Source organism: Lysinibacillus capsici, from assembly GCF_003367505.1.
GTDB lineage: Bacteria > Bacillota > Bacilli > Bacillales_A > Planococcaceae > Lysinibacillus > Lysinibacillus capsici.
Map to the genome: position 1 here is coordinate 1 of NZ_PXXX01000015.1, position 24,344 is coordinate 24,344.

Sequence of the window (24,344 nt, forward strand, 5' to 3'; positions counted from 1 at the left end):
GATAAAATTTAATGTAGCGGCTAACCTGCTCAAAGTGGCGGATAAAAATGAAAAAGTGGAGGATAGAACGTTCAAAGTGACGGATAAAATTTAATGTAGCGGATAACCTGTTCAAAGTGACGGATAAAAATGAAAAAGTGAAGGATACCCCTTTTAAAGTAGGGGATAGAATTTTATACTTGATCAAAAGGTAGATGCACTCGATGTCGTACAGGAAGTCGCTTACCGTAGCTTTAAATACATACATTCTCTTCAAAGTTCATCCTATTTAAAAACATGGTTAATAAGGATGGTCATAAACTGTGCAATAAATTTGCTAAAAAAGCGTGAACCGATCGTCGAGTTTGAGCTGGAGTCAGAACTAGGTGAAGAACCGCATGAAGAACTTCCGGAGAGGTGGGCGTTGGAAGATGTGATGACAAAGCTCACAAAGGAGGAAAAGGATATTATTTTGTTGAGATTCTATCATGATTATACATTGTCTCAGGTGGCTCAGGTATTGCAGCTTAAATCAGGGACGACGAAAACCATTTTGTATCGTGCATTAAAAAATTAAAGCAGGCACTGGAACAGGAGGGGCAGGGTGAACGATCTAAAAAAGCAGATGGATCAAATAGACATTCCAGAATCGTTACATCAGCGTAGTCTACAAGGTATTGAACAAGCAACAAAAGAGCAGCATAAGCCTTTGCACTGGGTACCTAAAGTCTTGACTGTTGCTGTAACACTTGCAACGGGTGGATTTGTGGCATTCATGGTGGGGGAACAACACGTAGATAATGATCGGGCTAGTGCGTTAATGTCACAATTAGATCATTTATCTTCGCCAATATACTGGATTTTGGCTATTTTGTGCGTATGCATCATACTGTACATCTCTAGGAAAAAGCTTAAAGTTGGCGCTGATCAGAAAAAGACGATTGGTGTTGCCATAGTTTTGATTTTACTGATCGGTAACAGTACGATTTTTTTACAACATCAATTCATAAAACCGATAGTGGTTCCTGCTGCAATTGAAGTTACAGATAGCTTACTGAATGCTTTAGAGGTACGCTATATTACAAACAAAGATGACCATCGATATGTGAAATATTTACAGGCAGAAGACGTGCAATTACCAATAGTATATGATCAAACAGAGCAAGCAAATCTAGTCAATGGCTTTTATTATCCATTGGATACTTCTCAAGATTTACGCTATCAAAATATTCGATTAGCTTTTTTTCAGCTTGATTTAAACACGATGAAAAAAGTGATGGCAAGTAAAACTGTTTATCTTGTATTAAATGACGGGGTGAAATTACCTGCCCCAATTCATTTTACGAGGGAAACCTTCATTGATGAAAATCAGATCATGAATCATAGCTATAGTCAGTCACAAAATGATTCGGAACAAATCATATCATTTACCCTTCAGCAGGATGCAGTTTTTGATGCATTTTATGTTCCAGCTACATTAGAGGATAAAATACTGTTGAAAGAATGGCGATTAAACGATCAGCGCTACACAGCAAGTGATTTCCCTTTTTCAGTGACGAAAGGTCAACGCTTGGAGCTGACTATTCAATTGAAGGAAGCTCCTTTAGATATCAATACGTCCATAGGTTTTAGTGGCCCCGATGGTTATTTAACTAAAAGAGTATATTCGCAAGCGTATTTTACGTCGAATTTGGTAGAAAAGGTGCGTGAAAACAATGAGTGAATCTAAACAACAGGTAAAACTTTTACAATGGTTTGCAGTGGCGCTCTTTTTTCAATTTATCTATTTAAATGTTTTTAAATACGCTAATCTTCTACAAGATATCCTTGTTTATGGGGCCTATTTAAAAAGTCTTTCATTCTATAAAGAAAAAACACCTATCAGCAAATATATGGCTTGCGCTATGATTCTTGCCTTGATGAGTACTTTCTTTTCTTCACATCTTCTCTTCTATTGGAGTACGGTTTTAATTCAAGGAATTAAATTGCTGATTATAATGGAATTTGGAAAAATTTTATTAAGCATTGAACAAAAACACGATATACAGGGTTCCACTACAAGAGTGATGAAAAAATATATAGCGATTTCCTTTGCGGTCATTATTAGTTGGACGCTGGTAATGAATGTTACAAATGATTGGCAGATGGGATTATTGTTCCTAGGCGCATTGCTTTTATTGGCTGTAAATATACGATTATTTCTTCATGTGTTAGCACTTCGTAAACATGTAAAAAACAAATCCTTTGTTGTTACCTACTTACAAAAATGACTCACCATTCATTTTATGCTACACTTTTTGTACAAGGGGCAAAGGGGGAGCAGGATGTTTAAACGGGAGAAAAGTATCGAGATTCAGCATCATCGCGGTGTACAATGTGCGCATGGGAAAGTTGCGGTGCAGGGGGTTGGTATGAGTGTGTACAGCTTTTTTGTGGATGGGTTACTGATTGATACAGGTTCCTACTCACTATCGCAGGAATTTCAATCCTTTTTTAAGGATATACCGATAGAGCAATTGGCATTAACGCATTCACATGAGGATCATGCAGGAAATGCAGCGTGGATTCAACATCATAAGAATGTACCTATTTATATTCATCGTGATTCAGTCAATCTTTGTGCTGAAGATGGAGACTATCCACTCTATCGTCAGGCATTGTGGGGGGAACGACCCGCGTTTGTTGCCCAACCATTTGGTCAAACCTTACAAACGAACGCAGCAACATGGGATGTTATTGAAACACCTGGGCATACTACAGATCATCTTTCTTTTTACAATCGGGAAACAGGCGCTATGTTTACAGGTGATTTGTTTATCCAGCCAAAGACAAAGGTTGTGCTTGATGAAGAAAACATTGTCCATACCTTGGCGTCTTTAAGGAAAATAGTAAACTATGATTTCGATGTCGTCTATTGCTGTCATGCAGGCTTTATAGTGGATGGTCGAACGAAAATACAAGAAAAAATTGCTTATTTGGAAGACATGCAAGGAAAAGTGAAGCAATTATTTATGCAAGGTTATTCTGTTGAGGAAATCACCAAAACAATTTTTCCTCGTGATTATCCGATTACAAAAGTTTCGGGAGAGCAATGGTCTTCCAAGCATATCATCACGGCCTTTATTAATCATTTTACTGAAGAGTCCTTTATATAGGGCTCTTTTTTGTTTTGTTAAGAATTTCACAAATACTTTGATCTGTATAATAAAAAACTTTGTGAAAAAATGTGAATAAATTGTGACGAAGTCAATCAGGGCAATGGATGCGCTTACAAAAGTTTGTGAAAAAATTCTCATTTACATAAGAAAAATACTATGTGAAAAGTTGAACAGGCTAAATGGCTCTATGTGTACACTTTATAATGTGTTAACAATCGCATTAATTATCTTAAAATAATTGATTGTGAAATGTTTAATTTGACAGAAAAATGTAATGAAAGTCATTAAACATTGAATTATTGAAGTTAAAAATAAATTGACAGAAAATTCGTTGACTATATTTTCACAAAGTATTATGATTCTGAAATATAATAAAAAAATCAAAGGGAAAAGGATGGGATGGAATGGACGTAATGAAAAAGGCTTTAGAAATGCATGCACACTATAGCGGGAAATTAGAGGTGAGCTCAAAGGTACCTGTACAAGATTCCTATGATCTTAGCTTGGCTTATTCACCAGGGGTAGCAGCGCCATGTGTGGAGATTGAGAAAAATCCTTCGCTTGTGTACGACTATACAATGAAGGGTAATATGGTAGCTGTTGTGTCGGATGGGACAGCGGTTTTAGGGTTAGGAGATATCGGACCGAAAGCGGCATTACCTGTAATGGAAGGGAAGGCGATTTTACTAAAGCGTTTTGCCAATGTTGATGCTTTTCCAATATGCTTAGATACAAAAAATACGGATGAAATCGTCAGCATTGTGAAGGCGCTTGCCCCGACATTTGGTGCGGTAAACTTAGAGGATATTTCAGCACCAAGATGCTTTGAAATTGAAGATCGCCTACGTCAAGAATGTGATATTCCAGTTTTTCATGATGATCAACATGGAACAGCAATTGTTGTAGGAGCAGCGATGATTAATGCCAATCGTATTGTGAAAAAGGATATTGCAACGATGAAGGTTGTGATTAACGGTGCTGGTGCTGCGGGCATTGCGATCTTACGTATACTTGTACAAATGGGCTATAAGAATATTTATATGTGCGATACAAAAGGTATTATTTATGAGGGGCGTACAGAGGGGATGAACCCGATTAAAGAAGCGGTTGCTCATTTGACGAATCCAGAGAAGCAACATGGTACACTAGAGGATGCACTAACAGGTGCAGATGTCTTTATTGGAGTTTCTGTAGCCAATCTATTAACAGAGGCACATATTGCGTCCATGAATGAAAATCCAGTTGTCTTTGCCTTAGCCAATCCAAATCCAGAGATCACGTATGAAAATGCCAAAGCATGGGGGGTACGTGTTATGGGAACTGGCCGTTCAGATTATCCAAATCAAATTAATAATGTTCTTGCATTCCCTGGTATTTTCCGGGGAGCTTTAGATGTGCGTGCTACGGATATTAATGAGTCGATGAAGCTAGCTGCTGTAGAAGCCATTGCCTCCCTTGTGAGTGATAAAGAACTAAAGGAAGAATATATTGTGCCTAAATCTTTGGACGAACGCGTTGTGGCAATCGTCTCACGCGCAGTAAGTGGGGCAGCTGTAGAATCTGGCGTATCTGAGCTATTCCAGCAAAGTACAGCACTATCTGTTTAATAAAATTGAATAGGGAAGTTAGAACAGATAGGGAAAAGTGTATTGCTTTTTCTCTATCTGTTTTTTATCAAATATGCTCGAAATTTGTTGTTTTTTGGTGTTTTATGTAATAAAATGATTAAGTAAAATGGAATGTTTTACATAGTTGATTGAAGAGAAGAAATACTTATTGATGACAGATTTAGGTTAAAAAATAAGTCTTAAGTCCATTTAAAATTGAAAGAAGTGATGAGGGAAAATGACATCAATCGTACAATTTCGATCTATTAAAACGAAGCTAATCGCTTTTTCATTGCTGCTTTTAATGATTCCGTTACTTATCTTAGGTTTTATAAGCTATCAGCAAAGTAAATCAAACCTAGAAACAGTAGGGAAAGAAAATCTAAAAAATAGTGTCGAAATGACGATTGCTATGATTGAGCAATTCAATCAAGAGGTAGAAGCAGGCAATTTATCATTAGAGGAAGCTCAGGAAAAAGTAAAGATTGCTATTTTAGGAGAAAAGGATAGTGAAGGAAAGCGACCGATTAATAAGGACATTAAACTTGGCGACAATGGTTATATTTTTGTTGTTGACCAAAAAGGGATGTCCGTTGCCCATCCAAATATAGAGGGTACGAGTGTTTGGGATGAAGAGGATGATAAAGGCGTTAAGTACATACAAGAAATCATTGCTAAAGGGAATGAAGGTGGTGGATTTGTTTCATATTCGTGGCCGTTACCCAATTCAGGTCAATTAGAGGACAAAGGGGTTTATGCAGAAACAGATCCATATTGGGGTTGGGTCATTGGTGCGAGTACCTATTTAATGGACTTCAATAAACCAGCACAAAGTATTCTTAAGATAACACTTATAGTAATTGGCTTGGCCATTATTGTGGGGATATTAATCATTTGGCAATATGCGAGTAGTATGACGAAGCCTATTAACCAAGCGGCTCAAGCCATGGAGCGTTTTGCAGAGGGAGATTTATCTCAAGAAAGTATGGCTATACGTTCAAAAGATGAAATTGGAAAACTGGCAAACGCCATGAATCAAATGCAAATAAGGTTGAAGGATATGATTCATAATATTGCCCAAGCATCAGACTTAATTAATACATCTAGTAAAGAGCTAACGCATTCAGCAAATGAAGTCAATATGGGAGCGGAGCAAGTTGCGATTACGATGCATGAATTAGCATCGGGTGCTGAGGGACAAGCTCACCATTCTAGTGCATTAACTTCATTAATGGAGCGCTTTACAGCAGATTTACAGGAAACGAATCAGCATGGTGCACATATTCATCAATCTTCAGTAGAAGTTTTAACATTAACGAATGAAGGAAGTCAGCTAATGACATCCTCTAATTCTCAAATGGAAAAGATTGATAGCATCGTGCAAAATGCAGTTGAGAAAGTGAAAAGATTAGATGCTCAAGCACAGGAAATTTCTAAATTAGTCGTGGTCATTAAGGATATTGCAGATCAAACGAACCTGCTGGCTTTAAATGCTGCGATTGAAGCGGCAAGAGCGGGAGAGCATGGCAAAGGATTTGCTGTAGTGGCAGATGAAGTACGTAAGCTTGCCGAACAAGTAGCCTTTTCAGTAAACGATATTACATCCATCGTCACGAATATTCAGCAAGATTTTGATGTGGTCACGAACTCTTTAGAGGATGGTTACCAAGAAGTAAAAGAAGGAACGAATCAAATAAAAGCTACTACTGAAACTTTTAACACGATTAGCCACTCCATTAATGATGTAGTGGAGAGTGTCCAATTAATTTCAACGAATTTATCGAAAGTTACAGAAGATGGCCATAAAATGAACAACTCTATTCAAGAAATTGCTGCGGTGGCAGAGGAATCTGCTGCAGGGGTCGAGCAAACAACAGCTACGACAGAAGAGACAAGTAGCTCAATGGAGAATATGGCTGGAAAGTCTGCTCAACTATCAGAATTAGCATTACAATTGAAAGCTCTCATTGCTCAATTCAAACTATAAAAAACATCTCCCACTCTCTTAAATGAGAGGGGAGATGTTTTTACATCATGCCAACACCAATAATTCCGATGAGTATGACAAAGAAAAGAACAAATAATACGATGAAGATAATAATGGCTGGAATAAAGATGGTGAAGAAAGCCATCCAGTTTGAAATTTGATGTGCTTCAGCGACTACACCTACAGAAATAACAAATGACCAAATCGTCACAATGATGCTTACTAAAATAGTTGGCCAAAAAATCCACGGTAATGAACCCATAAAATTAGGATCCAATAATGAATCGGGTGAAGTCATTAACCAAATAATATAAAGTGGAATCAGTACGATATATGGGATTGCAGTTAAGCTTAACCCCTTAAATAAGTCCGAGTAAGTCCCAGTACCTTTAAATAATTTCCCGAATAGCCAAGAGATGAGTGCAGAAATAGCTGTGCCAATTATACCTGCGATAGGAGCAAAAATGACACATAATAGGACTAAAAGCCATGGCGAAAAATCAGGAAGAAATTCTGAATCAATTAATCCAGACATAAGGGAGCCAATATAACCAATAGACAAAACCAAAATTGCAAAGCCGATAGATTTTTCATTAATCATATAACGAGTCGTTTGCTTTGGATGCATCCAAACCGATAAAAATGGATTTAGTTTTGACCTTTCTTCTTTTGATGTCTCATTCAAGTTTTCCATCAAACTACCTCCAAAATAATAGAATAATTGCTTGTTACATATAGTTAATATACGAGTGAAGTAAAGAAAAGTTTCATGGAAAATAAAAATAAGCCCACACATAAAAAAAGAGTCGTAATTGTCGACTCTTTTTAGGGTTGTTTCTATTATTCAGCTAACATAATTTTCTCAAGTTCTAACGGCTCAATATACTGATCACCTTTGTAAGCACGCATATTACCGCCTGAAATTTCATCGATTAATAAAATTTCATTCGTTTTCGCATCGCGGCCGAATTCTAATTTAATGTCATAAAGCGTTAAGCCTTTTTTAGCAAGCTCTGCCGCTACAAATTTGGAAATTTCAATTGTACGTTGTTTTAAAATGGCGTATTCTTCATGAGTTAACAGGTTTAACATCGCTAAAGCATCTTCAGAAATTGGAGGATCTAAACGATCATCATCTTTGATTGTTACTTCTACAAAGGAGTCTAAATCTTGTCCTTCCTTTACATAGGCACCATAACGGCGTAGGAATGAACCAACTGCCTTAAAGCGGCAAATCACTTCTAAACCGTTACCGAAAACAGTTGCCGGTTTTACTGTCATTGTTGCATCTTCAAAGTTAGCATCAACGAAATGAGTAGGAACCCCTTGTTCGTTTAATTTTGAATAAAAATAAGAAGTTAAACGTAAACCAGCCAAGCCAGCCCCATCAATTGTTAAACCAACAGTATTTGCACCTGGATCAAACACGCCGTTTTCTCCTGTAACATCGTCTTTAAATTTTAATAAATAATGACCATCTTCTAATTTGAACACATTTTTTGTTTTACCTGTATACAATAATTCCACAAAAAACCCTCCAATATTTTTCATAGTACTCTAAAATTATAACACGAATGTTCTAAATATTTAATGATAAAAATGTTCGTTTAAAACGTTTATTTTGATGTTTTATAACGGAATTGCAGATAAAAAATAAGGTGATAACGAATGTTCGTTACCACCTTGGTTGAAATTAAGAATATTCCGAAATCAAATCCTAGGAAACATTGAAAATAGAAGGTTATTAATAGACGCCTTCAGTAAGCATTCCATCTGCTACTTTGATAAAGCCAGCAATGTTTGCACCAACTACTAGGTTACCTGGGAAGCCATATTTTTCTGCTGCCGCTTTGCTGTCTGTATAAATATTTTTCATAATTTGATGAAGTTTCGCATCTACTTCTTCAAATGACCAAAATACGCGACTAGAATCTTGTGCCATTTCAAGAGCAGATACTGCAACTCCACCAGCATTCGCTGCTTTTGCTGGACCAAATAATACGCCTGCCTCTAGGAATTCATTGATTGCTTCAAGGTCTGATGGCATATTAGCACCTTCACCGATTGCTTTCACACCATTCGAAATTAATGTACGAGCTGACTCACCGTTAATTTCATTTTGCGTAGCACATGGTAGGGCAATATCACAAGGAATCGTCCAAATTCCTGTACAACCTTCTGTAAAAGTAGCATTTGGTCGGTAATTAACGTAAGTTGAGATACGGTCACCTTTTACTTCTTTAATTTCTTTGATAGCATCTAAATCTAAGCCCTCTGGATCGTAGATATAGCCTGAAGAGTCCGAGCAAGCAACCACTTTGGCACCATACTGTTGCGCTTTTTCAATCGCATACGTAGACACATTACCAGATCCAGAAACAACTACTGTTTTTCCTTCGAATGAGTCATTTGCATCCTTTAGCATTTCGTTCACAAAGTAAACAGTACCGTAACCAGTTGCTTCTTTACGTGCTAAAGAGCCACCGTAGCCAGGAGTCTTACCAGTTAATACACCTGATTCATTTGCTTTTGTTAAACGCTTATATTGACCCCATAAATAACCTACTTCACGAGCACCTACGCCAATATCACCAGCAGGAACATCGACATCTGGACCAATATGACGGTATAATTCAGTCATGAATGCTTGGCAGAAACGCATAATTTCTGAATCTGATTTACCTTTCGGATCAAAGTTTGAACCACCTTTACCACCACCGATAGGTTGCCCTGTTAAAGCATTTTTAAAGATTTGCTCAAAGCCTAGGAACTTAATGATGGATTCATTTACGGAAGGATGGAAGCGAAGACCGCCTTTATATGGGCCCATGACATTGCTGTATTGTACACGATAGCCACGATTCACTTGCACTTGATTGTTATCATCTTGCCATGCTACACGGAAAGAAATAATACGATCTGGCTCCACAATACGAGATAAAATATTGGCCTTAATATATTCAGGATGTTGCGCGAATACAGGTACTAATGAGATGAAAATTTCTTCAGCTGCTTGTAAAAATTCCGCTTGATGACTATTCTGTTGTTTAAGTTGCTCAAATACGCCATCTACGTATTCTTTTGCTAATTGTTCATTGCTAACAGTTGTAATTGTCATAAATAAAACCCCCATTTAGTTGATAGATGTATCGTATATCTATTTTTCAAACTATTCAATAAAATACTTTTAAAGTTTGTGAAAAATTGAGCAAGAGAGGTTGTTTTAAAATTATATTAAAATAATTTAGTTCTAAGTGATTCATCTAATTACGAGAAAGGAATGATGCCTTATTGTGAAGGTTCTTATAGACGCTGATGCCTGTCCAGTAGTGGATTTAGCGCTATCTATATCATCTGAGTTTGAGATAGAAACTATCTTGTTTTGCGATACATCACATCGTGTTGAACGTGATAATGTAATAACAATTATTGTACCCAAAGGTCCAGATTCGGTTGATTTTACGCTAGTGAACGCGCTTTCAAAACACGATATTGTTATTACACAGGATTACGGATTAGCAGCCATGGTTTTAGCACGAGGAGGGTATCCGATTGATCAAAATGGACGAGAAATGTCTAATGAAAACATCGAACGTTTGCTCGATATGCGGCATGTTGGTCAAAAAATTAGAAGGGCAGGTGGACGAACAAAGGGACCTAAAAAAAGAACACAAGAAAACAATATTTCGTTTGAAATGAAATTTCGACAAATTTGTGAACGAGCAATTTTAGCCCATAAACTGGAGGAATCTACAGGTGAAAAATGAACATAAACACGAACTATTCGAACAATATCCGCAGTTGAACGAACTAGCAAAAAAGGCTACTGTATTGTGGGAAAATACAAATTGGATGAAAAATCCTGAAACAACGCTCTTTACTATGGCTGAAGTGGATGATGCGGAAGCAACATTACAACGTTTTTCTTCTTATTTAAAAGTAGCATTTCCAGAGCTTCTAGAAAGTGATGGTTTGATTGAATCAACGATCAAGGAAATTCCTGCAATGAAAAGTGCTATTGAACAAGCATATGGTGTGGCGATTCCCGGCCAATTGCTTTTAAAATGTGATCATGCATTACCGATCTCTGGCTCGATCAAAGCACGTGGAGGAATTTATGAGGTATTAAAACATGCAGAAAGGCTAGCTTTGGCAAGTGGAAGACTTAAAGAAGTGGATGATTATGCAATTTTAGCAACAGAAGAATTTCAGTCGTTCTTCCAACAATATACGATTGCAGTAGGCTCTACGGGGAATTTAGGATTAAGTATCGGCATTATGGGCAAGAAGCTCGGCTTTAATGTCGTTGTACATATGTCGAGTGATGCCAAGGAGTGGAAAAAAGCCTTACTGCGTGAAAAGGGTGCGACAGTGATTGAATATGAAGCTGATTACAGTGTAGCTGTTGAGCAGGGGCGACAGGAAGCTGAGCAAGATCCAAAATGTCATTTTATTGATGATGAAAATTCTAAGGATTTATTTGCTGGCTATGCCGTAGCTGCCAAGCGTTTAAAGGAACAGCTAGAAAGGACGAATATTTCAGTGGATGAAGCACATCCATTGTTCGTCTATTTACCATGTGGCGTAGGTGGAGGACCCGGTGGTGTTGCCTATGGATTAAAAGAAATTTATGGTGAGCATGTGCATATTTTCTTTGCAGAACCTGTCACTTCGCCTTGTATGACGATCGGGCTGATGACAGGCTTACATGACGCAATTAGTGTAGAAGATATTGGCCTTGACAATCGAACAGAAGCGGATGGGTTAGCTGTTGGTCGTGCCTCCAAATTTGTAGGAAAAGTGATGGAGACGTATATAAGTGGTTGCTATACTGTATCAGATGAAGAGCTGTTTACATCTCTGGGATTAGCGATGGAAAGTGAAGGTTTATTTTTAGAGCCATCTGCACACGCAGGCATGTATGGAGCCATTCGTTTATTACAACAAGGTCAATCCTATCTAGAAAAGAACGCGTTAGTAAACCATCTACCACAAGCCACACATCTTGTATGGGCAACTGGCGGTAGTATGGTCCCACCTACGATGCGAGCTGCTTATTTAGCAAAGGCCAAGGAATTTAATTAAAGACGATGTGAAGCTATGTTTGGATGGAAGCTCGACCTCTACTAGTGATATCCCGCTCGAGCATGCAGCAAAGCATTCGAATAGTGAGATGACCCGCTCCAATAGGAGTCCAAAGCGCTCGCAAAATGTGTGGACCTGCTCAAGCAGGAGTCTCAAGCGCTCACAATATGTATGGACCCGCTCAAACAAGTGACTAAAGCGCTCAAAAAGTGAAGCAACCCGCTTAGATTAGCGTCCACAAACGTGCAACGCAATTTCAAGTTTAGTTGAAACAAAATCAAATTAAAAAACAGGTGGAGTCATTTTTCTCCACCTGTTTTTGCTGTTTAACGTTGTAGTGCTTTACGTTGTGCGGCTAAGTATACTTCTTGTGCGGCAAGGACGCCTGCTCCTGGTTCGAAATCATAGGAGAAGTCTTGTAGGGCAGCCTCGAGTAGGGAAACGGCTTGTAAAATGTCACTTGGGAAACAATAGCCCATATGGCCGAATCTAAAAATTTTACCCTGTAGATGACCTAGACCGCCTGCGAAATCTAAATGATAGTGTTGCTTAAGGTGCGTCAAAAATTCACCAAGATCAATTCCTTGAGGTGTTTTAATTGCTGTAATAGTTGGAGAAGCGTATTGATCTTCAGTTAATAGCTCCATGTGTAATGCTTTCATTGCATTTCGCACCATGTTTTTCATGAGGTCATGGCGGGCAACTGTTTGCGTAAAGCCACCTTCCTGTTCGATTAACTTACACACCTCATGCAGTCCATAAATCAGTGTGATAGCAGGGGTATTAGGAGTCATGCCCTTTTCCGCCCAGCTACGATAGCTTTGAAGATTTAAGTAATAAGCAGGTGTTTGATTTTCTTCAATGACTTCCCAAGCTCTTTCGCTTACGCTGACAAGAGAGAGTCCAGGTGGGAGCATCATGGCTTTTTGAGAGCCTGTCACCAGAATATCAATGCCCCAAGCATCCATTTCAGCAGGAGCGCCACCAATACAGCTTACACCATCAACGATAACGAGGGCATCTGTTTCTTCACGGATCACCTGGGCTAGTTCAGCAACAGGGTTTAAAATACCTGTGGATGTTTCATTGTACGTCACAAAAACGGCTTTAATAGTTTGTAATGGCTGTAAAAATGCTCGAAGCTCTTCGGCTGTACAAGCTTGTCCCCATTCTTTTTCGAGCTTATGTACATGGAAGCCATATTGCTCACAGATTGAAACAAAATAGTCGCCAAAAGCTCCAACTGTGATGACGACAACCTCTTCACCAGCAGATACAGTATTAACAGCTGCAGCCTCAAGCGCGGCTGTCCCACCCGAAGGTAAAAGTAAGATGTCCTGTGTCGTACCGAAAACAGGCTTTACTAATTCAATTGTTTCTCGGTATAATTCTACAAATTCCTGACTACGATGACTAAAAATATCCCGATTCATCGCAAGCTGTACCTTTTTTGGAATCGGTGTTGGCCCCGGATGTCTTAAAATATTTTCATACATATTCATTTATCCCCTTTGCTAGAAATTCAAAATTTTCTAACTATAATAATAGCATATTTATGGTGCTAGCTAACTACTTTTTTGAAAAATGATGGAAGAGATTGTCATTGTGGTACAATTTTTAAAAAGGAGGCAGTGCGAATGGAAACATCCATGCATTATCCATTTATCTATTTCTTCTACGACACAAACCAGGTGCTAGTATATAGAATTCAAGCGTTAGAGTATATCACAATAGCAGAGGTGATGAGGGAGGGGGAATGGCAGGGGTATGAGCTTGAGCCATCTGAATCTTTTACAGCATTTCATCATGAACAAAGCACACCTCAGCAGGGATGGTCTTTCTTTATGGGGCAGGAAGAGCTCTATCAGTTGGTAGAAATTATTAATGATTATATTCAACAGGTCATAACTACTACTTCAGCACAGATGGTACATATTGTTTGCTCGGAATCTGCAGCAGGCTCCTTACGAGCGACACTTGCTCCACCGAAATATGTGATCGGGTTTCCAGAGGATTTGTCGATTGGACCATTGTGGAAACTCGATGAAAAAAGAGGACAGGCATTCCGTGATGAGTGGCTAAGAGAAAATATTAATGATGGAATGGATGATTTTGTAAATCGAAATAAATTAATGAACACAATCAGAGAGATACAGGATATTCCAAGCAACCTGCAGATTTACATTTGGTGTGGGTACAATGCAGAAGAACAGTGTGGTATTAGATTTCTACTCTATTTATTACGTGATAAAACCAATGAAGTTGTTCTTATCAACACAGGTGAACAGCGGGCTATCAACCACCAATGGAACATGGAAATGTATGATATAAAGCGAATGTCCGCAAAGGAGCGTCTAATTTTTCAGCAACAGTGGGAAAGTTTAGCACAGACAAAGGATGTTTGTCGACTATGGCTACATCGACAAATTCAAGCAGTACAAGAGAATTATTATGATAATTTGATTATGTCAACGATTGAACAACTTCATAAGGAGCAAGGGGGTACTGATTTTATACAAACAGGTGAATTCATCTCAGAGCTATTAACAAGAATGGATGCCCCCCCAAATATCTTCTTTTTAGAATATAGAATTCGCTATTTAGTATATAGCGGGGTTTTTGAATTAAAGGGAATTCCTAAATCCATGCACCATTACTCTGTGAAATTACGTAAAAAACCTCTTTAGCCTAAGGGCATAAAGAGGTTTTAAACAATTAAGCAACGAAAGGTCTGTTCATACGCATTAAGCCGTAGATGGCAAAGAACAATCCACCTGTTATTACCATTAAAATTGTGTATAATACTGCCTTACCTGTTTCGCCACACCAGCGGTAGAATAGGCGATACGTGAAATACAGTGTAAAGCCTGCCGCTCCTAAAGAAGCCAGAATACCGATAAATGGAATAAACGAAACAATGATCAAGCCTGCATAAATAAGGGTATTTTTTAAAGCTGTTGCACGTATTGTTTCTCGAGTATCCCCACCAGCTGTCAGCAGGAAGAGACTATATACATTAATAATGGGAATCCAAGCAATATAGGCTACATCTCCAAAACCATTTGTTTTAGATGTCATAAAATAAATAAGTGCACTAATAATGTAGGCAATTAAACCAATAGCAAGAGCGGCTAGTATAAAGATAAAAAATAAACCACCCATGGCTGCATCTAAATCTGAGTAATAATAAGAATCATTATAGTCATAATTCATCAGAAAAACCTCCCTTCATATGAAAATACCTCCTAATCATAACAATCCTCAAGTGTTTAAGCTACAACAATTTAGATGTAATATTTAGTAGAAATCGCACAAATGTACTAGAATGAAGTTGATTATTTAAGACTTTAATGATGATTTTTTGAGTGCCTTGTGATAAAAATGCAAAAAATATCCTTGGGAACATTATTATGCTAGTTTTTGAGAATCATTTTCCGTTTTATTAATTTCAAAAATTACGTACAAAAACATTACTATCCTATGATGGTTGATGCACAAGAAATGCCACAAAAAATAAAAATAGCCATCTTAACTACATTGTAAGATGACTATTTTCACGTGTATTAAATGAATTTGGCGATGTGCTCAAGTTCAATGCGGGAAGAATTGTAAGCAGGTGCGGCTGCCTTACCAATTGCAATTAAAATAACTGGGACGATATGGTCAGCTAATTCAAAGCGTTGAGCAAAGGCTTCTTTATTAAATCCACCCATTGGCACTGTATCATAGCCCATGTCTTTAGCTAGTAGCATAATCTGCATGGAAATTAGACCAGCATCAAATGTAACGATATTTTTTAACACTTCTTGGGGAAGTTGAGAATATAGATTGATTGAGTTGTTAATCATTAAATCTTTTGTTGCCTCATTGATATAGCCAAGATCGAAGTTCTTTGTATAGACAGCCTCGGCATTTTCGTACATCTTTGTATCACCTAAAACGGCAATAATTGCTGAGGAAGTTTCTACTTGTTCTTGGTTATTGGCAATAGCACGTAGCTCTTTTTTGACCGCTTCATCCTGAATTACTAAAAAGCGCCAAGGCTGTAGGTTACTAGACGATGGAGCAGACGTTGCTTCTACAAGTAATTCTTCTAATTGTTGCTGCGGGATTTTAAAGTTTTCATCGTATTTACGAACGGATTTACGCTCGTGCATAACTTTAGTTAAAGAACTTTTTGTCACTGTCATTATTTTGTCTCCTTCATGGTATGATGCGTTTTTTACTATACGATAAATGAATTCATTTTCCAAGTAAATTGCTCGAATTAAAGAGTCTTGAATCTAGGATTTAAAAGTTACAAAAAAAACATATTTTTGTAGGTATAATCCATTTATACTAGAGATGGAATAGAGCAATAATAATAGATATGGAGTGAAGGTGAATGAAAAAGCTATTAGGAAATTTAAATATTATGGCAAAAATCGCAATGCTTATTCCTGTCATCACTGTTTTTTTAGGTGGTATGACCTTCCTTAACTATTTGAACGTATCCAATGAACTTGAAAGCTCTATTGAAAATGAAATGTCTATACTAGCGGATGATGTTGCAGGTTCCGTTGAGAGCAAATTGCATGCACACATTCAGCTCATAAATAGTGCAAAGACAACAATAGAATCGGCTGACAGTATGATGACCAGAGAGCAATTTATTCGCTACGTACAGCAGCTATTGCCTTTCAATAAGGAAACGTATGGTATGGGATTATGGCTAGAGGAGGATGTGGCAAAAGGAGAAATTTTCGGGCCTTATGCCTATAAGGAAGAAGAAAAAATTGTCTCTACGGATGCTTATGAAGATCCTGCCTATCATTTTCACGAGCAAGAATGGTATCGCAATAGTATCCAATCTAGTAAGGTAGTTCATACTGCACCTTATTTTGATGAAGCTCTTGGGGAAATGTTTATCTCATTTGGTACACAAATTGTCAAAGATTCTAAGCCCATTGGCGTTATTACAGGGGATTATGTATTAGATTCAATTCAATCCATTGTTTCTGACGTGAAAATTCGAGAGAGTGGTTATGCATTTTTAATTGATGATAGTGGCAAAATTTTAACGCACCCTGATGTAAATAAAGTGAATAAAGAAACGATCCAGCAGTTATTGAACATGCCTGTGGAGCAGATTTCTGAGCAAAAAAAGTTAATACATACAAGCAGTCAGGGTAGTGATTTTACCTTACAATTTATGCAAATACAAGATATGCCGTGGAAGTTAGTTTTACTGGTTCCGACAACTGAGCTTTACGGCGAAATACAGGCAATGCTTCAACAGCAAATCGTGATCAGTGTCGTTCTAATTTTACTTATCGCAATTAGTATTTATTTCCTTGCTCGTTATATCCGTGGGGAAGTGAAAACAATGAATACTCATTTAGGCTATCTTGCTACAGGTGATTTAACGCAACAAATGGCCGTTCATACGAAGGACGAATTTGGTGAAATGGCGCAGTATTATAATGACTCTGTGGAAGCATTAGGTTCGATGATGCAGCGCATTGTAGCTGAAACCGAGACAGTTGCTTCTACTGCAGAGGAATTAACGGCAAGTGTGCAAGAGGTTAATAAAACTGTCACAGAAGTTGCGATTTCTATGCAAGAGGTGGCAGAAAATACGAGTTCACAACAACAGGTGAGTGGGGAGTTAGAGGGTGTAACAACACAACTAGGTGGGGATATGAAGACCGCCATGGACGATTTACATGAAGCAGTCCAACAATCACAAAAAACCTCTGAACTTGCTACTGGCGGATCACAAAAAATACATGGTTTCGTGAATGATATTGTCCACCTACATGCACAGGTTGACAGTAGTGCCAATCTGGTGAATGGCTTGAAGGAGCATTCGATTCAAATAGAGCAGATGAGTCAGCTCATTTCGGCTATTACCGACCAAACTAATTTACTATCACTTAATGCTGCCATTGAGGCAGCACGAGCAGGGGAAGCAGGGAAAGGCTTTGCCGTTGTTGCAGGAGAGGTTAAAGCACTAGCTGAACAAACTAGCCGTGCTTCGTTAGATATTGCAAAGGTTGTGCAGACGATTCAGGAACAAATGAATGACGCAGTAGAGATGATGGAGCAAAGTCGAAAAATAGCTTATCAAGGCATTGGCTCTGTTCAACAGGCAGGCATGACCTTCGATACAATTGCCAGTGCAACTGAAGGTCTCCAAAACACCATGCAAAAGACAAGCAAAACGACATCTGATGCTTTTGAAAAGTTGCAGGCAGTAACCGAAAAAGTACAGGCAATTAGCAAACAGGCACTTGCAACAAATGATCATACATTAAATGTATCGGCCATCACGGATGAGCAGGCATCGACAATGAATGAGATGTCTGTAGCCTCTGAGCAGTTAGCACAACTTGCTCAAAATCTGCAAGAAGAAGCAACTAAATTCACGATTTAGTGCAAGGTGTACATCTAGATTTAGGTGTACACCTTTTTAAGATCTAAATGAAAAAGCTTCCCATTTTACATTTTTCTTAGGTGCAGCCGATTTGAAATGCTTGATCATTTTTTCTGGTCCACATATATAAATACTAGTTTGTGGAGAAAAGGATAACTCATCAACAGAGAGTCTATTGCGCTGTGTTGTATCAATAAATGTGACAGTAAAATGGTCATTTGCTTGTGCATAATCCTCTAAAAAATCTTTGTAGATGACATTGTCTTGCCCGTGAAAAGAATAATATAAGTCAATTTTCTTATCAGGCTGCGTGTGTAAATAGGCAAGAAATGGGGTGATGCCCATACCACCTGCAATCCATAGCTGCTGTGCATTCCCGTTGCCGAAGTCAAAATGACCATAGGGGCCATCTACAGCAACCTCTGTATGAACCTGAATAAGGTTGTAGACCTGTTTGGTATAATCTCCAATAGCTTTCATTGTAAGATTGATTTGTTGTCCACACCCTCCAGAAATAGAGAAGGGATGTGGTGCTTTTTCGATACCCTCTTGAAAGACTTTCAGAAAGAGAAATTGTCCTGGTCGATAATCCAGCTGTTTTGTAAGCTTCAACTTAATTTCCAATATCTCAGGAGTCAGCCTTTGAATAGATGAAATCTGACCTTTATAGGGAAAGAACATATCCTGATACATTGTCAGCATATAAAGGGCTGACATAAATCCAATTGTAGTTGTTAATGCTGTAAAAATCCCTAAAGCTGAGGGTTGTAATAAATCATAGTGGCTAGAAAAATAAGCATGATAAATACCCAATGTATAGGGTACAAGTAATAAGCGATGAAGCCAGCGCCAATGCTCGTACTTCAGGAATTTTGCAATAAAGGCAAGAATGATTAGGAAGATAAAGCCGTATTGAGCAAGCTCGCCAAGATCTTTTGCGAATTCGTTGAGTGGTGTTTGTTGCGTTAGCTCTTCATCAGGAATCATTTTTTGTAATTGCCCGTGAATAAGGATCAATACAAGTGAAAGGATTGCTAGTAATTTATGATAAAAATAGACATGCTCAAGACCACTAAACCATCGCTCTAACATTTTTATTCGTGTAGCTAATAAGAATACAAGAAATAAACAAGTTATGGCTAAGCCACCAATGACATGACTAAGTGTGTTCAACGGATGAATCGGTGCCATCGGTTTGCTAAAATACCAAAGCAAAGCACTACCACACAAAATGATGAAAATAAAAAGTATTCCTTTATAGGCTCTCATATTTAACCTCCATCACTATGTTTATCCATAATTTAACTAGCTATACAATCAGAGTGGAAAAAGTTTCGAGCGTACGTTCGGAATGTATGTTCCCTTTTGTGTCGAATTATGTTACATTAAGAAGGAAAAATAAGAGAAAAGGAGTGGAAGTAATTTATGCAAGGGAATACCCATATCGTTGGGGGCATTACAGCAAGTCTTGCCTTTGCTCAGTTTTCAAATGATAACCCACTTGTCTTAGTTGGTGCGGGGGTTATTGGTGCATTACTTCCAGATATTTGTCATAGAGGTAGTAAAATAGGTCGAACATTTCCCCTCATCGCGAAGCTAGTGAATACAGTATTTGGACATCGTTCCTTTACACATAGTTTGTTGTTTTTAATAAGCATGATGGTTTTATTACATATGTTGATTCCCTATCGAGCGATATCTATTGGAATAATTATCGGGATGGCTAGTCATATCATACTTGATATGTGTACAAAAAAAGGGGTTAAACTATTTTTCCCTGCGACTGTCTCCATTCGTTTTCCACTTACAACGAAAACTGGTAGCAAGGTAGAAGGTATCGTACTGATGTTGTTATCGATGCTATCCATCTATTTCAGCTATGAATTAATTGTAAGATTTATTGATGCGATATAAATAAGAAAAGCCCCAGTAATCGTTTACTGGGGCTTTTCATGTTAGTCTGCCTGTACCTCTTCAACAGTTTGCTCTACCTCAGCACGAGTCATTTTTTCTCGTCCTTCTTGCATTGCCTTTAGTGTTTTGTGGGCTAAGGCAAGTGGTAGGCGACAGAATAGCAGAATAGTACGTTTATTGATATCCTTCATATATAAATCTGCTTTGGCTAAATTTTCTTCTGCATACGCAAATAAATCCTCGCGTGTCCATCCCTCTGGTACGAAACTTACACCACGTTCATCTAAATCCTCATGCTGATTACGTAAGATGTTGACAGCCTGCAATCCACGGCCATAGCCTATTGCTAGCTCGCGATCCGTTTGAACGCCTGCACCCCATGCCCAAAGCTCAGACAGCATCGTCCCTACAAGCCCAGCCACGTAGTATGTATAATCGTCTAAATCCTCACGTGTGCGGACCTGCCAATTCGCCTTTGCCCATTTTGCCATCCCAAAAGCCATTTCACTTGTGGAAGCCTGTACAATTTTTCTGGATTCCTCAGGGCAAAATGTCAGCCAATCTGCTAAACGAAGGGATACTTCAGGTAATAGCTCTGCATAAGGTGCGAGTAATGACTGATAGGCTTCGTTATTGAAATTGTCCTTTAGTAATTCACTCGTAGCTGACAGTAAATCAAATTTTACATCATTAGAAAGTTCTTCATGGTCTTCAATTTCATCAATAGCACGCATTGCTAAATAGGCTGCAGCCACTGATATCTTTAAATCATTTTTTAAAAATGTAATAGGTATATAAAACGTGCGGCTTGTATCTTTCAAAACCTGCATCGCTTCTTTGTAAAGTCTTTTTTGCTCGTTCACTTGTATTCCTCCGTTCAAATGGTTCCACATCTATAGTATATCGTATCGTAAAAATAGGGAAAGATAAAACAGATTGTTCATATTTAGAGAGATATTCTTTGAAAACGTTTCCTAAAAGTGATATAGTTTAATAGTAAACTATTTAAGCTTATACTTTCTTTGTGGACGAAAGTATAAGTTAAACCACATTACAGAAGAGAGGAAGTTTAGAAAAATGGGACGTTTAGATAACAAAATTGCGATGATTACTGGTGGCGCATCTGGTATGGGTGCAGCAATGGCGAAATTGTTTGCCCAAGAGGGTGCTACGGTAATTGCAGCTGATATTAATGAAGATAACCTAGCAAAAATTTCTGAGCTTGACCATGTAGAGGGGATGAAATTAGATGTTTCCTCTGACGAAAACTGGGCAGAAGTGACGAAAGCCATTGTGGAGAAATATGGTCGCATTGATATTTTAATTAACAATGCTGGTATTTCATCCGAAAAAGGGCCAGATCAAATTACACAAGCGGATTGGTCAATCATGCATAATATCAATGCCTTTGGACCTTTCCTGGGCATTAAACATGCCTCTAACTATATGAAAGAAGCTGGGAAAGGCTCTATCGTTAATACATCCTCTTACACTGCAATTATTGGCGCTGGCTTTAATGCCTATACAGCCTCTAAAGGATCTTTACGTGCGATTGCTCGTGCAGCGGCATCAGAGCTTGGTGCTTTCAATGTTCGTGTCAATACAGTATTCCCTGGTGTCATTGAAACACCAATGACTGCTAAATTATCAGAAGCAAAAGAAGCAATGGATATGTTAGTAAGAGCAACACCAATGGGTCGCCTTGGTCAACCAGAAGAAGTAGCGAATGCTATTTTATTTTTAGCATCTGATGAAGCTTCTTACATTACAGGTGCCGAGCTTGTCATTGATGGTGGCTATTCAGCACGCTAATTAATCGTTTTAGGAAAGTGAAAGTGCCTGTTCAAGCAGTGCATTTTCACTTTTTTTTACATTTCAAGATTTAAATAGTGGAACGTCCGATTTGGACTCTCCCATCACTATTTCATGAACCACCCAAAGCGCCTTAATATGATAGGCATCGTGCATAGCTAATCTCTTCATTTCAAGCACTAATGAGTGCTCTCCTGGAATCTGTTTATATAAATCTTCATATTCCGCTTTAGAATATTCGTTAAATTTCAAAAACAGCATTATGCTTTAACAAAGCTTTATTTTTTTAGTAGAATGATAATAAAGCTTTAGAAATGCATTAAAATTCAGCTATCATATAGAAAAAATTTGATATTTTCCATGATTTTTTCATGAAAGTTTACGAAGTTATTGCACAATCATTTCAACAGCGTTAAAGTTTAGAAAGGGCGAAAATGTCATTACACAATTTGGGGGATTGTACTGAGCGTTTAGCTTTTGTACGAACAAATTAATTGGTCAGGATTTTGGCACACAAAACTCCTTGCAAAATCCTTCGTACCAAAGAGGGCATGTACTTTAATAGTTGCCTTAATCTTCGCGTAAACTGCAATCATTATATGACAAAGTTGCGTAATAAAAACAAAGGAGAATTGTATGCCAAAGGCTATAGGTATTGATGCAGGCGGCACATTGACAAAGGTTGCTTATTTAGATCAACACAATGAACTTGTTTTAACAACCTTTCCGTCTAATGATCTGCAATCTGTAAAAAAATGGATTATCGATCATCCAGATATTGAGGATATTGGTGTTACGGGGGGACGTACAGAGCAATTACTTGATGTCATTAAAACAATGAAATCGATTCATTATATAGTGGAATTTGAAGCAACATTAAAGGGTGTCCGATTTTTACTAAATAAAGAAGGCTACTTTTTTGAGCGTAGCATGATTACCAATATCGGGACAGGCACTTCCATTCATTACATGGAGGGCAATACCCATATTCGCGTTGGCGGGACAGGCGTTGGTGGTGGGACGTTAATTGGATTGTCAGCGCTTACAACAGGGATTACAGATTACAATGAAATACGAGAAATGGCTGACAAGGGCCATCGTGAGAGCATTGATTTATTAGTTAAGGACATTTATCAGGGCATGGATACACCTATTGATGGTCATTTAACTGCAAGTAATTTTGGGAAAGTAGGCATTACCCAGTCCATGAAACATCCTGCAGAGGATATTATAGCGACTGTTCAGGGTCTAGTAGGTGAAGTTATTACCACGCTTAGCATTCAATATGCGGAAGAAAAAAAGGCTCAGCATATTGTCTATATTGGATCAACTCTCAGCAATAATGCTCATCTTGCCCGTGTGATTGCAAATTATACACGCACAAAGAAGCATACACCTGTCTTTATTAACGATCATGGTTTTTCAGGTGCTGTTGGAGCATTGCTGAACATTACAGAATATACAATTGTCTAGGACGGATAAGAATGAACATGACTAATGCACATTAGTCATGTTCATTTTTTTTACAATTAGCGAAGAAACTGATCTACATAGTAACGCCTCTATTTGAACAAATTATGTGCAGGAGGTGATGTTACGTGGGCAAACGTAATAATCGGAATAACAGTAAAACCATGAATATGCGAACGCATAATCCTTTTGGTACCTACAAAAGCAAAGATCTTGATCGAAGTAATAGCAATAATAACAATCCGAATGACAACTTAAACGAAGAATTCGCAGCAGAATTTGATGCGAAAGCTAAAAATAAAAACAATAAAACGAATCATGATAAAAACCAGCAGTCCAATAAAACGAAATAACGGAGGTACAAATCATGGCAAAAAAGAGAAAAACAAGCTTTAAAAAGAAAAAGAAGGAAGATACACATAAAAAGAATGATCGTGAGGAGTACTCAGCAGAGTTTAACCAAGTCATTCATAATAACCCTCAACAGCCAAAGCAATAAAGACAAGCTGCTCCAAATCTTTTTGGAGCGCTTATTTTTTAAAGGAGTGATTCAAGTGAGGAAGTTATATTTACTTGGGATTGTGCTTGTTTGTCTTACTGTGTTCATACAAACAGCAATGGTTGCAAATGCACAACAAGAAGCACCTCCAGCCTATGCCAAATGGGGACAAATGGCCATCAAAGAGGTAAAGGCAAAATATCCTTCAGCCAAAATTATCGATTATTTGCATGAGGGTAAAGAAGTACATGGGGCGTCAACAATCGAAAAGTTTAAGCTCTGGCTCAAGCAACCCGATAAGGAATTTGGTGTCTATGTAAGAATTAGTTATCAAAGTGCAACACAAAAGGTAGAAAAAATTGAATTACAAGAAAGTACGTCATGAAAAAAAGGATGCCCAGAAAAGGCATCCTCATTC

The 24,344-nt window shown here is 38.0% G+C and carries 24 protein-coding genes; 16 read left to right on the top strand and 8 right to left on the bottom strand.

The genetic code is table 11. The features are described 5' to 3' along the window. Positions 1–175 precede the first annotated feature (175 nt). The 6 genes from C7B89_RS13345 to C7B89_RS13370 all read left to right on the top strand — a co-directional run bounded on the left by C7B89_RS13345 (position 176) and on the right by C7B89_RS13370 (position 6,731). On the top strand, positions 176–556 hold the full coding sequence (locus tag C7B89_RS13345) for a sigma-70 family RNA polymerase sigma factor (protein ID WP_115673893.1): 381 nt from the start codon (positions 176–178) through the stop codon (positions 554–556). Positions 557–583: 27 nt separating this feature from the next. Next, entirely contained in the window at positions 584–1,702 is a 1,119-nt protein-coding gene (locus C7B89_RS23265; RefSeq protein WP_244205666.1) for a hypothetical protein, read from the top strand. Continuing rightward, entirely contained in the window at positions 1,695–2,249 is a 555-nt protein-coding gene (locus C7B89_RS13355) for a hypothetical protein (RefSeq protein WP_115673894.1), read from the top strand. Before C7B89_RS23265 ends, C7B89_RS13355 begins: the two co-directional genes overlap by 8 nt. A 54-nt stretch (positions 2,250–2,303) precedes the next feature. Beyond that, positions 2,304–3,134: an MBL fold metallo-hydrolase gene (locus tag C7B89_RS13360; protein WP_054550793.1), complete on the top strand. Its 831-nt coding sequence runs from the start codon at positions 2,304–2,306 to the stop codon at positions 3,132–3,134. Between the two features lie 407 nt (positions 3,135–3,541). Beyond that, on the top strand, positions 3,542–4,744 hold the full coding sequence (locus C7B89_RS13365; RefSeq protein ID WP_048390037.1) for an NAD(P)-dependent malic enzyme: 1,203 nt from the start codon (positions 3,542–3,544) through the stop codon (positions 4,742–4,744). A 238-nt stretch (positions 4,745–4,982) separates the two neighbouring features. Further along, entirely contained in the window at positions 4,983–6,731 is a 1,749-nt protein-coding gene (locus tag C7B89_RS13370) for a methyl-accepting chemotaxis protein (RefSeq protein WP_115673895.1), read from the top strand. 40 nt (positions 6,732–6,771) lie between these two features. On the opposite strand, the gene C7B89_RS13375 is transcribed toward C7B89_RS13370, so the two are convergent. The 3 genes from C7B89_RS13375 to gdhA form a co-directional block, all read right to left on the bottom strand. After that, positions 6,772–7,425, bottom strand: a complete 654-nt coding sequence (locus C7B89_RS13375; protein WP_115673896.1) for a Yip1 family protein — start codon at positions 7,423–7,425, stop codon at positions 6,772–6,774. A gap of 146 nt (positions 7,426–7,571) precedes the next feature. Continuing rightward, positions 7,572–8,258: a phosphoribosylaminoimidazolesuccinocarboxamide synthase gene (locus C7B89_RS13380; RefSeq protein ID WP_004269355.1), complete on the bottom strand. Its 687-nt coding sequence runs from the start codon at positions 8,256–8,258 to the stop codon at positions 7,572–7,574. Between the two features lie 217 nt (positions 8,259–8,475). Further along, positions 8,476–9,849: an NADP-specific glutamate dehydrogenase gene (gdhA, locus tag C7B89_RS13385; RefSeq protein ID WP_004269356.1), complete on the bottom strand. Its 1,374-nt coding sequence runs from the start codon at positions 9,847–9,849 to the stop codon at positions 8,476–8,478. 175 nt (positions 9,850–10,024) lie between these two features. Between gdhA and C7B89_RS13390 the strand changes: the two genes are divergently transcribed. Together C7B89_RS13390 and C7B89_RS13395 are read left to right on the top strand one after the other, a co-directional pair. Further along, entirely contained in the window at positions 10,025–10,498 is a 474-nt protein-coding gene (locus C7B89_RS13390; RefSeq protein WP_004269357.1) for a YaiI/YqxD family protein, read from the top strand. Then, positions 10,488–11,816, top strand: a complete 1,329-nt coding sequence (locus tag C7B89_RS13395) for a D-serine ammonia-lyase (RefSeq protein WP_048390044.1) — start codon at positions 10,488–10,490, stop codon at positions 11,814–11,816. The genes C7B89_RS13390 and C7B89_RS13395 overlap by 11 nt, the downstream gene beginning before the upstream one ends. A gap of 326 nt (positions 11,817–12,142) precedes the next feature. On the opposite strand, the gene C7B89_RS13400 is transcribed toward C7B89_RS13395, so the two are convergent. After that, entirely contained in the window at positions 12,143–13,312 is a 1,170-nt protein-coding gene (locus C7B89_RS13400) for a pyridoxal-phosphate-dependent aminotransferase family protein (RefSeq protein ID WP_053075666.1), read from the bottom strand. A 141-nt stretch (positions 13,313–13,453) separates the two neighbouring features. Between C7B89_RS13400 and C7B89_RS13405 the strand changes: the two genes are divergently transcribed. Continuing rightward, complete coding sequence (locus C7B89_RS13405) at positions 13,454–14,503, top strand: DUF1835 domain-containing protein (RefSeq protein WP_048390048.1); 1,050 nt, start codon at positions 13,454–13,456, stop codon at positions 14,501–14,503. A 28-nt stretch (positions 14,504–14,531) separates the two neighbouring features. On the opposite strand, the gene C7B89_RS13410 is transcribed toward C7B89_RS13405, so the two are convergent. Together C7B89_RS13410 and C7B89_RS13415 are read right to left on the bottom strand one after the other, a co-directional pair. Continuing rightward, the gene (locus C7B89_RS13410; protein WP_004269361.1) at positions 14,532–15,029 is read right to left on the bottom strand and encodes a hypothetical protein; all 498 of its coding nucleotides are present in this window, start codon (positions 15,027–15,029) and stop codon (positions 14,532–14,534) included. 350 nt (positions 15,030–15,379) lie between these two features. Next, a complete protein-coding gene (locus C7B89_RS13415) occupies positions 15,380–16,006 on the bottom strand; it encodes a nitroreductase family protein (RefSeq protein ID WP_016992492.1) in 627 nt (208 codons plus the stop codon). 194 nt (positions 16,007–16,200) lie between these two features. Here C7B89_RS13415 and C7B89_RS13420 point away from each other — a divergent pair, with 194 nt between their 5' ends. Further along, positions 16,201–18,231 (top strand): methyl-accepting chemotaxis protein, encoded by a 2,031-nt coding sequence (locus C7B89_RS13420; RefSeq protein ID WP_115673897.1) that lies wholly within the window; start codon positions 16,201–16,203, stop codon positions 18,229–18,231. A gap of 36 nt (positions 18,232–18,267) precedes the next feature. Here C7B89_RS13420 and C7B89_RS13425 read toward each other — a convergent pair whose 3' ends face one another. Next, positions 18,268–19,500, bottom strand: a complete 1,233-nt coding sequence (locus C7B89_RS13425) for a ferredoxin reductase family protein (protein ID WP_115673898.1) — start codon at positions 19,498–19,500, stop codon at positions 18,268–18,270. Positions 19,501–19,656: 156 nt separating this feature from the next. On the opposite strand from C7B89_RS13425, the gene C7B89_RS13430 reads away from it, so the two are divergent. Next, the gene (locus C7B89_RS13430) at positions 19,657–20,145 is read left to right on the top strand and encodes a metal-dependent hydrolase (RefSeq protein WP_115673899.1); all 489 of its coding nucleotides are present in this window, start codon (positions 19,657–19,659) and stop codon (positions 20,143–20,145) included. A 41-nt stretch (positions 20,146–20,186) separates the two neighbouring features. Here the strand turns inward: C7B89_RS13430 and C7B89_RS13435 are convergent, their stop codons facing one another. Beyond that, a complete protein-coding gene (locus C7B89_RS13435) occupies positions 20,187–21,008 on the bottom strand; it encodes a squalene/phytoene synthase family protein (RefSeq protein WP_082148098.1) in 822 nt (273 codons plus the stop codon). Between the two features lie 214 nt (positions 21,009–21,222). Here C7B89_RS13435 and C7B89_RS13440 point away from each other — a divergent pair, with 214 nt between their 5' ends. From C7B89_RS13440 to C7B89_RS13460, 5 genes are all read left to right on the top strand, one after another. Next, the gene (locus C7B89_RS13440; protein WP_004269367.1) at positions 21,223–21,957 is read left to right on the top strand and encodes an SDR family NAD(P)-dependent oxidoreductase; all 735 of its coding nucleotides are present in this window, start codon (positions 21,223–21,225) and stop codon (positions 21,955–21,957) included. 636 nt (positions 21,958–22,593) lie between these two features. Continuing rightward, on the top strand, positions 22,594–23,430 hold the full coding sequence (gene coaW / locus C7B89_RS13450) for a type II pantothenate kinase (protein ID WP_036076313.1): 837 nt from the start codon (positions 22,594–22,596) through the stop codon (positions 23,428–23,430). A gap of 125 nt (positions 23,431–23,555) precedes the next feature. Then, the gene (locus C7B89_RS13455) at positions 23,556–23,780 is read left to right on the top strand and encodes a hypothetical protein (RefSeq protein ID WP_004269369.1); all 225 of its coding nucleotides are present in this window, start codon (positions 23,556–23,558) and stop codon (positions 23,778–23,780) included. Between the two features lie 14 nt (positions 23,781–23,794). Further along, entirely contained in the window at positions 23,795–23,926 is a 132-nt protein-coding gene (locus C7B89_RS23440; RefSeq protein WP_004269370.1) for a hypothetical protein, read from the top strand. A gap of 55 nt (positions 23,927–23,981) precedes the next feature. Further along, the gene (locus tag C7B89_RS13460; protein WP_054550802.1) at positions 23,982–24,311 is read left to right on the top strand and encodes a DUF3889 domain-containing protein; all 330 of its coding nucleotides are present in this window, start codon (positions 23,982–23,984) and stop codon (positions 24,309–24,311) included. The last annotated feature ends 33 nt before the right edge of the window (positions 24,312–24,344 follow it).